Here is a 12547-nt window from a genome sequence, read left to right as displayed (position 1 = left end):
GCATCAGTGAGAGCAACGGATAGCACGGCAGTATTCGGTGCGCTGCAGGCACTGCGGTCATAGGGTGCCCCAGCCGCCCGGTGGCGTGAGCAGATCCCGTCCGGGGCGGTCGCCGTCGGAGAAGTCTGCTGTGCGCTCAGCTGGGCGTGCAGATTCCTCTGCTTCGCCGTTGATCCATGGGGCCTCCTGTCCGCAGAGAAGGGCCAGGGACGCCCACGTGGTTCGCTCCGTCCAGGCTCTGCACGGAGCCCTGAGGCTGGACCCACCCCGACGGTCCAGCCGGTCCGGTACAAATGGCCGGGTTCAGTGCCAGAACAGCAGCGACGCTAGTTCAGTATTGGCGCAGGATGACGGTCATATGGGCCCTCTCGAACGCCGTCCGACGGCGTCCCAGCAGTTGCGTTGCCGTGGTGGAAAGAAAGACGCCGACCAGCAGCGAGGCAATCCACGGGATCCAGGTCAGTCCCGGCTGATAGCCGAGTCCGGCTGCTACTGTGATGATCCAGGTCAGCAGGGCAGCGGCCACAGCAATGCCCGCGGGGAGCAGTTCACCATACGTGTGGCGATGTATTCGGTCCGTTCCCCACACGATGGCGCCGGCGGCCGCGGACAGCAGGGCGATGACCACAAGATCAACCATGGCGGTACCTCCCTGTTCCTGGCAGTCTGGTTTAGAGAGCGCCGAAGCCGACCCGGCGCGATTCTTCGGCACCGACCTCGACGTAGCCCAAAACGTTGGCGGGGACAATGACGACCCGGCCCTTATCATCGGTCAGGCGAAGCTCGGAGCCCTTCGAGATGGCCTCGGACACGAGGGTGGCGACCTCATCCGCATTCTGGGCGGACTCCAGCACAATTTCGCGTCCGACGTTCTGAATACCGATCTTGATTTCCACCGTGGTGTCTCCTTTTATTTCCGGGCATATTGCGGATCCGGGCCCACGGCCCGTCCCTGAGTTTAGTCTATGGCTCTTTGGGGAAGCGGCTGATTCCGCGCCAGGCCAAACGGTAAATCAGTTCACTGGCCACATCGAGGTCCAGATGCCCGTCGGTTTCCAACCAGTAACGGGCACTGACCTGGGCCATTCCCGCCAGGGCACGGCCCAGCAGGGTGGCCTCGATATGGGGGAGCTTGGTGTCCTCGGAGATGACGCCGGCAATGGCATCGGCATAGGCGGCATTAAAGGTCTCGAGCCGGGCGGCGACCTCGGGATCGTTCACCAGATCCGATTCAAAGACGAACCGGTACGCCTGATCATCCTTGGCAATGAACTCGAAGTAGGCGCGCATCGTCGCCTGAACGCGGAACTTATTGTCCGTCGTCGAGCCCAAAGCGGCGATCAGCCGACTCGTCAGCTCGGCCAAATGGGCGTCGAGCAGAGCCAGATACAGTTCACGTTTGCTGGGAAAGTGCTGGTACAGCACCGGCTTGCTGACGCGGGCGGTGTCGGCGATTTCATCCATCGCGGTGCCGTGGTAGCCGTTGGCGACGAAGACTTCCTGGGCGGCGGCCAACAGCTGGGCGCGCCGTTCATCGCGGGGGAGCCGGGCCAGCCGCGGGCGACCGCCGCCCCGTTGCGGGCCATGAGGATCCTGGGTCATGCCGTGGCGCCTTTCCGGTTCGCGCCCCACCGGAGCGTATCGATCCACTCTACCGGCCGGTAATATGACTGCGCTCACGCCAAGGGCATAGATTAATGTTTATGGTACCAACATTGCGGGCAAGCACCGCGCAGCGCAGTTCCGATTCCCCGGCCCTCCCAGCCCTGGTGGAGCCCGGTCCGGAACTGAGCCGGACGGAAATTGAGCGGTATTCGAGACACCTGATCATCCCCGAGATCGGCACCGAGGGGCAGCGTCGGCTGAAGAATGCCCGTGTTCTGGTGATCGGGGCCGGCGGTCTGGGCTCGCCGGCGCTGCTGTATCTGGCTGCCGCCGGCGTGGGGACCATCGGGATCGTGGACGACGACGACGTGGACCTGAGCAATCTGCAGCGGCAGGTGATCCACTCGGTCGCCGATGTGGGCCGAAGCAAACTCGAATCCGCCAGGGATTCCATTGCGGCGTTGAATCCGCTGGTGAACGTGCGGCTGCATCCGCTCCGGCTGGATTCATCCAACGCGCTGGAAATGTTTGCCGATTACGATCTGATTCTGGACGGCGCGGACAACTTCGCCACCCGCTATCTGGTTAACGACGCAGCTGCGCTGCAGGGCAAACCCTATGTCTGGGGCTCCATCCTGCGCTTCGATGGACAGGTCAGCGTCTTTTGGGAGAAGTTCGGCCCCAGCTACCGTGACCTGTACCCGGAGCCGCCGGCCGCAGGATCCGTCCCCTCCTGCGCCGAGGGCGGGGTGTTCGGGATGCTCTGCGCCGCCGTCGGCTCCATGATGGTGATCGAAGCCGTGAAGCTGATCACCGGCGTAGGCCGTTCCCTGCTCGGCCGCCTTTTGATTTTTGACGCCCTGGGCTCCAGCTGGCGGGAAATCAGCATTTCCAAGGACCCGGACGCGGTGCCCGTGGCCGGCCTCGTGGACTATGCGGACTTCTGCGGTGTACCGGCGGCCGCGGCCGGGACAGACACAACGGACACCATTTCGGCCCGCGGTCTCGCGGCACGGCTTGCCGCCCGGGATCGCGGAGAAGACGGTTTTGAGCTCATCGATGTCCGCGAGCCGGGAGAATTCGGCATCGTGCGCATCCCCGGATCCGTGCTGATCCCGCTGGCCGGGATCCAGACCGGCAGCGCGCTGCCACGGATCGCGCGCGACGTGCCGCTGGTGCTGCACTGCAAGTCCGGCGCCCGCTCGGCCCAGGCGCTGGCGAGCCTGCAGGCGGCCGGTTACGACGACGTCGTCCATTTGGACGGCGGCATACTCGCCTGGGTGCGGGACGTGGAACCGGACAAACCCGTCTACTGACCGGTCACTGACCCCTAACTGACTCTTGACTGACCCGTTACCAGGCTGCCGATCCACCTGAGGTGCTCATTTTGCAGCTAGGGAGAGCCGATTGCCCCAGAATACGCACCCATATTCGACGATGCCCAGAACAGGAAGAGCTTATGGACACCTCCGCAGAACATGTCACCTCGGCAAGAACAAATGACATTGCAGCATAAGATCAACTCCGGCTTCGGGGCACGCTCCACCGCGGAGGAGGTGCTTCAAGGCCTTGACCTGGCGGGAACCACCGCGATGGTGACGGGCCGTTATTCAGGACTGGGGCTGGAAACCACGAAGGCGCTGGCCGCGGCGGGTGCATGGGTGGTGGTTCCGGCCCGCCGGCCGGATCATGCTCAGGAGGTCCTGGGCTCCGCCGGCCTTTATCCGGACCGAGTGGCCGTTGATGCCCTGGATCTGGCGGATCAGCACAGCGTAAAAGACTTCAGCGCCCGCTTTCTGGATTCCGGGCGCAGCCTGGACATCCTGATCAACAGCGCGGCCATCATGGCCAGCGCGGAAAAACGCGTGGTTTCGGGCTGGGAGTCGCAGTTCGCCACCAACCCTTTGGGCCATTACACCTTGACCAATCTGCCGTGGCCGGCCCTGACCGCCGGCGGCGGTGCGCGTGTCGTCGCGTTGTCCTCCACCGGGCACAAGCTCTCCGGTATCCGGTTCGACGATCCGCAGTTCAACACCGGCTATGACAAGTGGCAGGCGTATGGACAGGTCAAGACGGCGGACAGTGTCTTTGCCGTCTGGCTGGACCGGCGCGGACGCGGCGCGGGGGTGCGGGCCTTCGCCGCACATCCGGGCGGCATCATGACCGAACTGCAGCGCCACTTGCCCCGTGAAGAGATGATTACCGCCGGTTGGTTGGATGCGCAGGGCAAAGTCGATCCGCGGTTTAAATCACCGGAGCAGGGCGCCGCGACTTCCATCTGGGCCGCCACGGCGCCCGTGCTGGCGGAGATGGGTGGAGTCTACTGCGAGGACTGTGATATCGCCGAGCCGACCGACCCGGATTCGCCCACGTCCCCGCTGGCCGGCGTCGATGCGCACGCAGTGGACCCGGATGCCGCGGCCAGGCTCTGGGATCTTTCCGCGGAGCTCACCGGCATTAACGTGTTCGCTTAGGTGTCGCTGCTCTCCGCGGACGGCTGGACGGACACGCTGGTCGGTGCGATCACCCGAGGAGCGCCGCTGGATCCCGCCGGCCCCGTGCTGATAATGATTCTGGCCGCCGCCGTGGTACTGGCGGTCCCCGGTATTGTGTGGCGGCACTTCGGCATTTATGTCACGGTGGTCCACGAACTCGGCCACGCCTTTGCCGCGCTGCTGACCGGGCAGCGGCTGACCGGCATTCGGATCCGGTCCGACCAGTCCGGAACGACGCATACCCTCGCGCGGGGACGGTGGCCGGCGGTCTGGTCCGGCTTCTGGGGCTATCCCGCGCCGGCCGCGGTTGGCGCAGCGCTGGTGCTCGCCGCGTTGACCGGCTGGCAGAGCGCGGCACTCCTAGCGGGCGCCGTTGTCGTGCTGCTGGCCCTGCTCTTTGTCCGCAACTGGTTCGGCGCCCTGGCCGTGCTGGTCTGCGCCGCGGTATCCGTGGCGCTGCTGTACCTGGCGGACGGGCGTGTCCAGGGCTATGTGCTGCTGGTGCTCGGCGCGGCGCTGCTGCTGGGAGCCGTGCTGGCCTGGTTTAACGTCATCGCGGTGCACCTGACGCGGCGGAACCGGCTGGCTTCCTCGGACGCGTACCTTTTGTACCGGCGGACGGGGATTCCGTCCGTCGTCTGGCTGCTGCTGATGGGCACGGTGATCGCGGCATGCGCGTGGGCCGCGGTCACCGCAGTGCTGATAGCGGGCTGAGAGGGGCACCGCTCCCCGACAACGGGGCCGAGCCGCGACAATCCGCTCCGCGAAAGCGGGGCCGAGGCCGGGGCCATGAGAACGGCGCCGGATTGGGCTGCGTAACTGTGGCCGGACCGCGAGAACGATGCTGGGCAACTGCGTTTTCGCGGGGCAACTGCGTTCTCGGCGGGGAGGCGTGGGCCGGTACAGCGGGGCCGGGCACCGGACGGCGTTCAGGCCGTGTCGGCCGAGCGGTCAACCGGGCATTCGAGCGGAGAAACGGCAGCCGGCTGATCCACCGTGATGCCAAAGAGCGCCTCGAGGCCGGCCAGGTAGCTGTCCTGCTCGCCGGCGGCCGCCAATTCACGGGCCCGGACCGTCGGGATATGCAGCAGCGACTTGACCATCCGGCGCATCGCGAATTCCACTTCCTCCGCCGCGGCGGTGCAGCCGTGCTGGGCACGTACGCGGGCGATCTCGGTATCCAGCACGCCCATGGTGTGTCGGCGCAGTGCCACGATGGCGCTGTCCATCGAGCGGACGCTCTGCTGATCTTCGAAGCTGCGGGCGGCCTCGGCAACGATGCTGCTGGCGTGCGCCATCGATTCCGTCTGCTCCGTCGGTGCGGCCAGCCGGACGGATTCGAGCGTCAGCAGTTCGACGCCGTCCAGTTCCGCCACGGCCGGATCGAAGTCGTGGGTCAGCGCCAGATCAACAATGACCAGCGGGCGCGCCGAACGGCGGCGCAGGCGGGCAATTTCTGCCGCCTCGACGCGATGGTCCGATCCGCTGCAGCCGATCAGGATGTCCGCGGCGGCGACGGCGCCCTGGAGACTCTCGGCTGTCAGCGCGGTCCCGCCGCGCGATGCGACGAAAGCCGCTGCCCGGCCGGAGGAGGAGAAGACCGAGATGTCCCGGCAACCGCGTTCGGTGAGCCTGGCCATGGTGGCGCCGGCGTAGGCTCCGGTGCCGAAAATGACGGCCCGTGAGCCGGAGAAGTCCCCACCGGTTACCGCCCGGCTGACCCAGTCGCCGGCGGCATGGGTCCCTCCGTCAGCGGCGGGGGTCCCGCCATCAGCGGTAAGGCGCGCGGCGGACATGGCCGGCCGTGCGTCGCCGAGTTCGGCAGCCAGATCCAGTGCCACCGAGACGATGGAGAGCCCACGGCTGCCCAGCGCGGTCCGCGCGCCAACATCTTTGGCGGCCTTGGAGGCGGACTGGAACAGCCGGACCAGGGCGGGGCTGGCGGTCGAATCCTGCTGGGCGCCGGTCAAGGCGCGCCGGACCTGGCCGGCAATTTCGCGTTCACCGACGACGGCGGAATCCAGTCCCGCGCTGACGGCAAACAAGTGCCGGCTCACGGCCGGTCCGCTGCGCGTTTCGAAGGCGCGGGAGACGGTGTGTTCGGAGAGCCCGCTGGTCTGGCTGATCCGGCTGATGACCGCGGAACGTGCCGCTTCGACGTCGTCGTCCGTCTTTGTCTCGGCGTAAATCTCATACCGGTTACAGGTCGCAAGCGCCACCGCGCCGAGGATTTGGGGGTGGCTATCGAGCACGGACAAAGGGACCTCGGAGGCGCCGGCGCTCAGGCGGGCAACTGTCTCGAGGTCAATATCGGCGTGCGACGCAACAAGGGAGAATAGGACCACAACCCCTCCATAGTACCGACTTCTTGGCCAGGTAGAACAAGCAAGGGGAGCCATAGCTGAATTCTGACCGGTGATCTTCGTTACCTCGAACGGATACAGCCCGGCGCCAGCGCGCGGTCCTGGCGCGGTTTTGACGCCACGCGGCCGGATGACCGGCCTCCCGTTGCCTCCCCGGAGCCGTTGCCTCCCCGGAGCCGGAGCCGGAGCCGGAGCCTGGGGCTGGGCCTGGGGCGGCAGTTGGGATGGGAGCCGGAACCAGCACAGCGGCACTGCGGTTATCCAATTGGGCAGATCTTCGGCAGAATCAGAGCCATGACACTTAGCCAGACACATCCGCTGATGGATGGCCGCACCGCCGATTCGCCGCTGATTACCGCCTACCGCGGGGGGAAGCCGTCGCGGCGGCCGGTGTGGTTCATGCGCCAGGCCGGGCGTTCACTGCCTGAATACCGGGCGCTGCGCAAGGGCGTGGCGATGCTGGAGTCCTGCCTGAACCCTGAACTGGCCTCGGAGATCACCGTGCAGCCGGTCCGGCGGCACGACGTGGACGCAGGCATCTTTTTCTCCGACATCGTCATCCCGCTTAAGCTGGCCGGCGTCGGCGTCGACATTGTCCCGGGCGTGGGTCCGGTGCTGGATGCGCCGATCCGCACGGCCGCGGATGTCGCCGCCCTGCCCACGCTGACCGACGAAGCGCTGGAGCCGATCCGCGAGGCCGTCCGGCTGACGGTGGCCCAGCTCGGGAAGACGCCGCTGGTCGGCTTTGCCGGGGCGCCGTTCACGCTGGCCGCGTACATGGTGGAGGGCAAACCCTCGCGGGATCATCTGGGCCCGCGCACCATGATGCATGCGGATCCGGCTGCCTGGCAGGCACTGACCCGGTGGGCGGCAGACGCGTCCGGGATGTTCCTGCGCGCCCAGCTGGAAGCCGGGGCCAGCGCCGGCCAGCTCTTCGACTCCTGGGCAGGTTCGCTGGGGCTGGCCGATTACACCCGCTACGTGGCCCCCGCGTCCTCACGTGCACTGGATCATGTGCGCGATCTGGGGGCGCCGCTGATCCACTTCGGTACGGGGACATCCGAGCTGCTCGGGGCCATGCACGACGTCGGCGTGGACGTGATCGGGGTGGACTACCGATTGCCGCTCGATGTTGCCAACCGCCGGCTGGGCGGAAAGGTGCCGCTGCAGGGCAACATCGATCCGGCTCTGCTGTCCGCGCCCTGGGAGGTGCTCGAAGCCCATGTGCGCGAGGTCATCACCGCCGGTGCCGCCGCGCCCGGACACGTGCTGAACCTGGGGCACGGTGTGCCACCGGAGGCGGATCCGGCCGTCCTTACCCGGGTCGTGGAACTGATCCACTCGATCCAGCCGTGATGTCGGCAGGGGAGCCACAGTCACGGCCGCAGCCGCGTCCACGATCGAAGCCGCGCGCGGTCGTCGTCGGCGGCGGAATCTCCGGACTGGTGGCGGCCCGTGACCTCGCCGCGGCCGGCCATCGGGTCACCGTGCTGGAAGCCGGGCACGCCTTCGGCGGCTGCGTGGGCTCGCACCGGGTGGCAGGCCTGCTGCTGGACAGCGGCGCGGAGTCTTTTGCCACGCGTTCGACGGCGGTCGCAGACCTGGCGGCCGACCTCGGATTGGGCGGCAGCATCGTCTCGCCCGACCCCGCCGGCGCCTGGGTGCAGTTGCCGGACAGCCCGTTGCCGCTGCCCAGGACCGGAGTCCTGGGAATTCCTGCCGATCCGCACGCGCCGGAAGTCCGCCGGGCGCTCGGTTTCGCCGGTTCTCTGCGCGCAGCGCTGGATGCCCGGCTGCCCGTCTCGGTGGGGACGACGGCGGAAGAGTGCAGCGTCGCGGCGCTGGTGCGGGCCAGGATGGGCCGGAAGGTGCTGGAGCGTCTTGTGGCCCCGGTGGTGGGCGGCGTGCATTCCGCGGATCCTGAACTGATCGACGTGGACGTGGTGGCGCCTGGACTGCGCAAGGGGATCCTGCAGCATGGTTCACTGGCCGCCGCGGTGTCGGCCCAGCGTGCATCCGCCAAGGCTGGATCCGCGGTGGGCGGGCTTGCCGGCGGGATGTTCACGCTGGTCTCCGCCCTGACGGCGGCCTTGCGGCAGGCCGGGGTGGAACTGCATGTGGGTCATCCGGTGACTGCGATTTCGCGCAATGCGCCGGCGGAATCTGATACGAAAGCGCGGGGTGGGGCCAATAGATCGATTGCCGCAGGAGCGTGGACCGTGTCGGCCGGGGACTGGACCGCTCAGGCGGATGTTCTGGTGGTGGCCACCGACGGACCGGCGGCTGTGCGATTGCTGGGGCCAGCCGTTCCCGCACTCGCCGAACACGCTCCGGCTGCCGGGCCGGATGTGCGGCTGGTGACGCTGGTGCTGGATTTGCCGGAGCTGGACACGAAACCCCGCGGCACTGGCATTCTGGTGGCCCCGCAGACATCTGGCATCCGGGCAAAGGCGCTGACGCATGCCACCGCAAAGTGGCAATGGCTGGCCGATCTCGCCGGCCCCGGTAGGCATGTCCTCCGGCTCTCCTACGGCCGCGCCGGGACGGAACCCGCGATGCCGAGTCCTGCCGGGCCGAGCCGCGCCGGGACGGAACCCGCCACCGATGAGGAGCTGCTCGCCGCAGCACTCGCAGACGCGTCCACCCTGCTGGGTCAGCCGGTCAGCCGCGGCGTCCTGGTGGACTGGGACGTGGTCCGGTGGCCCGGTTCATTGCCGTTTGCCGCCGTCGGGCACCGCAAAGAGGTGGCCGAGGTCCGCGCCATTGCGCGCAGGCAACCCGGGCTGCTGCTGCTCGGCGGCTGGCTGGCCGGGAATGGTCTGGCCGCCGTGGTGGTGGATGCCCGAGCCGCGGTGGCGCTCCTGCTGAAGGACTGATCCAGCCGCACCTCGAAGCGGGCCACATTAGGCTTCGCGGCGTGTGAGTTCCGCAACTTCTACCGGCTGTAGAGGTCGTCGGTTTCAACTTTCCGGTCCGGAGGGGCAAACTGGTAACCATGAGCCACACTTCTGCGGAATCTGTCACTAAAACTTCTGATCCGGGAACGTCCGATACGACGCCGGTTACGAGTCCGTTTACCCTCTGGACGGTCTTCAAACGCGTTGGGCTGCCGGGTGCGGGCAGCGAACAGCGCGTCGCCGCTTTTGAAGAACTGGTCGCCGGGTTGGCAACCGAGCACATCATCTTGCGCGGGGCCTACGACGTCTCCGCCATGCGCAGCGACGCCGACGTGATGATCTGGCTGATCGGTCCCAGCGCGGACGGACTCCAACAGGCCGTCCGGCAGATCCGCCGGAGCGATCTGTTCACCGGGACGGAGATTGCCTGGTCGGCAATGGGCGTGCACCGCGAGGCTGAATTCGCCAAGAACCATGCCCCGTCCTACATGTCCAAGACAGAGCCCAAGGACTGGGTCTGTGTGTACCCGTTCGTCCGCTCCTACGAGTGGTACATCCTCCCCCCGGAGGAGCGCGGCAAGATGCTGCGCGACCACGGCATGCTGGGCCGGGATTTTCCGGGAGTACTGTCCAACACCGTCTCGTCCTTCGCCCTCGGTGACTGGGAATGGATCCTGGGACTGGAAGCCGACGACGTGCTGGACCTGGTTGATCTGATGCGCCATCTGCGCGCTACGGAGGCCCGCATGCATGTCCGCGAAGAAATCCCGTTCTACACCGGCCGCCGGATCAGTGCCGGCCAAATTGCCGAGGTTTTGCGATGACGCAGGAGGCAAAGGGGGCCGTTTCCGTGGTGAATCCGGTCACCGAGGCCGGCCGGAAGGCACCGAGGAACTACGACGCCGTCCTGCTCGCCTCGTTCGGCGGACCGGAAGGCCAGGACGACGTGATTCCGTTCCTGCGCAACGTCACGCGCGGACGCGGCATTCCGGATGAGCGCCTCGAAGAGGTCAGCCAGCATTACCGCGCCAATGGCGGCATCAGCCCAATCAACGCGCAGAACCGCGTGCTGAAAACGGATCTGGAAGCCGAGCTCGCCTCCCGGGGCATCGGCCTGCCGGTGTTGTGGGGCAACCGGAACTGGGCGCCCTATATCGCGGACACACTGCAGGAAGCCTACGACGCCGGCCATCGCCGGCTGCTGATGATCACCACCAGCGCCTATTCCTGTTACTCCAGCTGCCGGCAGTACCGGGAGGACATCGGCGTCGCGCTGACTGAGACCGGGCTCGACGGCAGGCTGGCCGTGGACAAGGTCCGCCAGTATTTTGACCACCCCGGTTTTGTGGAGCCTTTTATTGAAGGTACCGCCGCGGGGCTGGCCAAGGTGCGTGCCGACCTGGCCGCAGCTGGCACCCCTGATGCGCCGGTGCACGTCCTTTTTTCCACGCACTCCATTCCATTGCGCGATGCGGAGGCGGCCGGACGCTCGGAGGATGAGCCACGCCGCTTTGCCGAGGGCTCCGCTTATGTGGCCCAGCACCTGGCCAACGGAGCCGAGGTGATAAAGCGCGCTGATGCCGTCACCGGTGCCACCGCACCCACGCCGTGGTCACTCGTCTACCAGTCCCGGTCCGGCGCGGCGCACGTTCCGTGGCTGGAACCGGATATCAATGATGCGTTGGACGAGCTGGCCGGGCAGGGCGTCAAGGGCGTGGTGGTAGTGCCGTTGGGCTTCGTCACGGACCACATGGAGGTCCTCTGGGATCTGGACACCGAAGCCAAAGAGACCTGCGAAAGACTGGGACTGGCCTTTGACCGCGTCCCGACACCGGGCACGCACCGGAAATTCATCGCCGGTCTGGCGGATCTGATCTGCGAACGGACGGCGGAAAACAACATCACGGACCGTCCGGCCATGACGGATCTCGGACCGTGGTACGACGTCTGCCGTCCGGGCTGCTGCGCCAACTTCCGCGGGGAAAAGCCCAGCATCGCCGGCGCGGACAGCACCGTCGGATCGGCGCATGGCCCGCGTCCGGCCGGCACACAGGAGGGTGGCTAAACGAAAATGCAGACAGTAAAAATCGGCACCCGTGCCAGCAGACTGGCGTTGACCCAAAGCCAGCAGACGGCGGACAAGCTGGCCGCCATCGGAGGCTTCACTGCCGAGCTGGTGCATGTGAAGACCGACGGCGACGTTCTGACCGGGCCGCTGTCACAGATGGGTGGCACCGGCGTTTTTGTCACCGCGCTGCGGGACGCGCTGCTGACCGGGCGCTGCGACATTGCCGTACATTCGCTCAAAGACCTGCCCACTGGCCCCGCCGATGGGCTGAGGCTCGCAGCCCTCCCGGCCCGCGAGGATGTCCGGGATGTGCTGTGCGCCCGGGACGGTCTGACGTTCGCCGAGTTGCCGGTCGGTGCCAAGGTGGGCACCGGCTCGCCGCGCCGCGCTGCCCAGCTTCGGGCGGCGCGCTCCGACCTTGAGGTGGTGGATATCCGCGGCAACGTCGATACCAGACTGGGCCGGGTCGCAGGGCTGCCCGGAAATCAGGAATCCCCGGACGGGGCACAGCGGGTGGACGGGAAGTCCGGCGACCTCGATGCCGTCGTCCTGGCCGCAGCCGGACTGGCCCGGATCGGACGGCTCGACACCGTCAGTGAGTTCTTCGCAGCATCCATTATGCTGCCTGCCCCCGGCCAGGGCGCGCTCGCGGTGGAGTGCCGTGCCGGAGACGCTCCGGGAAGCTTTGGCGCCGTGACCGGGACGGCCACCGGTGCGCCGGGCGTCCTGGCACAGGCGCTGGCCGCGCTGGACGATGCCGACACCCGACTCTCCGTCACGGCAGAACGGGCACTGCTCGCACGGCTCGAGGCCGGCTGCAGCGCACCGGTGGGGGCCTTGGCACACCGCAAGGGCAGCCTGCTGTATCTGGAAGCCGTGGTGTGCGCGGTGGACGGATCCGCGGCGGTGCGGCTGAGAAAGGCCACCGATTCGCTGACCGAAGTGGGCGCGACGCTGCTCGGGATAGATCTGGCCGAGGAACTGCTGCTGCAGGGTGCCGGCGAATTGGCGGACCTGGCCGGCACCGGGCGATGACCACCGGGTGGAACGGGCCGGGAATCCGCCGGTCGAACGAGACGGGGCTCCGCTTGCCGGGCTTGTCGCGGCCAGATTCCGTAA

At 67.2% G+C, this 12547-nt stretch carries 12 protein-coding genes; 8 read left to right on the top strand and 4 right to left on the bottom strand.

The genetic code is table 11. The annotated features are described in order from the left end of the window. Positions 1–331: 331 nt before the first annotated feature. From QMG52_RS05565 to QMG52_RS05555, 3 genes are all read right to left on the bottom strand, one after another. A complete protein-coding gene (locus QMG52_RS05565; protein ID WP_283559440.1) occupies positions 332–640 on the bottom strand; it encodes a hypothetical protein in 309 nt (102 codons plus the stop codon). 31 nt (positions 641–671) lie between these two features. Next, positions 672–896, bottom strand: coding sequence for a DUF3107 domain-containing protein (locus QMG52_RS05560; RefSeq protein WP_283559439.1), 225 nt, complete (start codon positions 894–896; stop codon positions 672–674). Between the two features lie 67 nt (positions 897–963). Next, positions 964–1602: a TetR/AcrR family transcriptional regulator gene (locus QMG52_RS05555; protein ID WP_283559438.1), complete on the bottom strand. Its 639-nt coding sequence runs from the start codon at positions 1600–1602 to the stop codon at positions 964–966. Positions 1603–1703: 101 nt separating this feature from the next. On the opposite strand from QMG52_RS05555, the gene moeB reads away from it, so the two are divergent. The 3 genes from moeB (at position 1704) to QMG52_RS05540 (ending at position 4814) form a co-directional block, all read left to right on the top strand. Further along, on the top strand, positions 1704–2921 hold the full coding sequence (moeB, locus tag QMG52_RS05550) for a molybdopterin-synthase adenylyltransferase MoeB (protein ID WP_283559524.1): 1218 nt from the start codon (positions 1704–1706) through the stop codon (positions 2919–2921). 183 nt (positions 2922–3104) lie between these two features. Then, positions 3105–4079 carry an SDR family NAD(P)-dependent oxidoreductase gene (locus QMG52_RS05545; protein WP_283559437.1) on the top strand — a complete coding sequence of 325 codons (975 nt, stop codon included), beginning with the start codon at positions 3105–3107 and terminating at the stop codon, positions 4077–4079. Further along, positions 4080–4814: a M50 family metallopeptidase gene (locus tag QMG52_RS05540; protein ID WP_283559436.1), complete on the top strand. Its 735-nt coding sequence runs from the start codon at positions 4080–4082 to the stop codon at positions 4812–4814. Between the two features lie 215 nt (positions 4815–5029). Here QMG52_RS05540 and QMG52_RS05535 read toward each other — a convergent pair whose 3' ends face one another. Then, entirely contained in the window at positions 5030–6445 is a 1416-nt protein-coding gene (locus tag QMG52_RS05535) for a glutamyl-tRNA reductase (protein WP_283559435.1), read from the bottom strand. A gap of 312 nt (positions 6446–6757) precedes the next feature. On the opposite strand from QMG52_RS05535, the gene hemE reads away from it, so the two are divergent. From hemE to hemC, 5 genes are all read left to right on the top strand, one after another. Beyond that, complete coding sequence (gene hemE, locus QMG52_RS05530; RefSeq protein ID WP_283559434.1) at positions 6758–7819, top strand: uroporphyrinogen decarboxylase; 1062 nt, start codon at positions 6758–6760, stop codon at positions 7817–7819. Then, a complete protein-coding gene (gene hemG / locus QMG52_RS05525; protein WP_283559433.1) occupies positions 7819–9339 on the top strand; it encodes a protoporphyrinogen oxidase in 1521 nt (506 codons plus the stop codon). Before hemE ends, hemG begins: the two co-directional genes overlap by 1 nt. Positions 9340–9458: 119 nt before the next feature. Continuing rightward, positions 9459–10184 (top strand): hydrogen peroxide-dependent heme synthase, encoded by a 726-nt coding sequence (hemQ, locus tag QMG52_RS05520; RefSeq protein ID WP_283559432.1) that lies wholly within the window; start codon positions 9459–9461, stop codon positions 10182–10184. Then, a complete protein-coding gene (locus QMG52_RS05515) occupies positions 10181–11425 on the top strand; it encodes a ferrochelatase (protein ID WP_283559431.1) in 1245 nt (414 codons plus the stop codon). The genes hemQ and QMG52_RS05515 overlap by 4 nt, the downstream gene beginning before the upstream one ends. 6 nt (positions 11426–11431) lie before the next feature. Continuing rightward, on the top strand, positions 11432–12463 hold the full coding sequence (gene hemC, locus QMG52_RS05510; RefSeq protein WP_283559430.1) for a hydroxymethylbilane synthase: 1032 nt from the start codon (positions 11432–11434) through the stop codon (positions 12461–12463). The last annotated feature ends 84 nt before the right edge of the window (positions 12464–12547 follow it).

The organism is Paenarthrobacter sp. PH39-S1, from assembly GCF_030063245.1.
In the GTDB taxonomy this organism is placed as follows: domain Bacteria; phylum Actinomycetota; class Actinomycetes; order Actinomycetales; family Micrococcaceae; genus Arthrobacter_M.
Note: the sequence above shows the minus strand (reverse complement) of the source record. Positions and strands in the feature narration are given on the sequence as shown.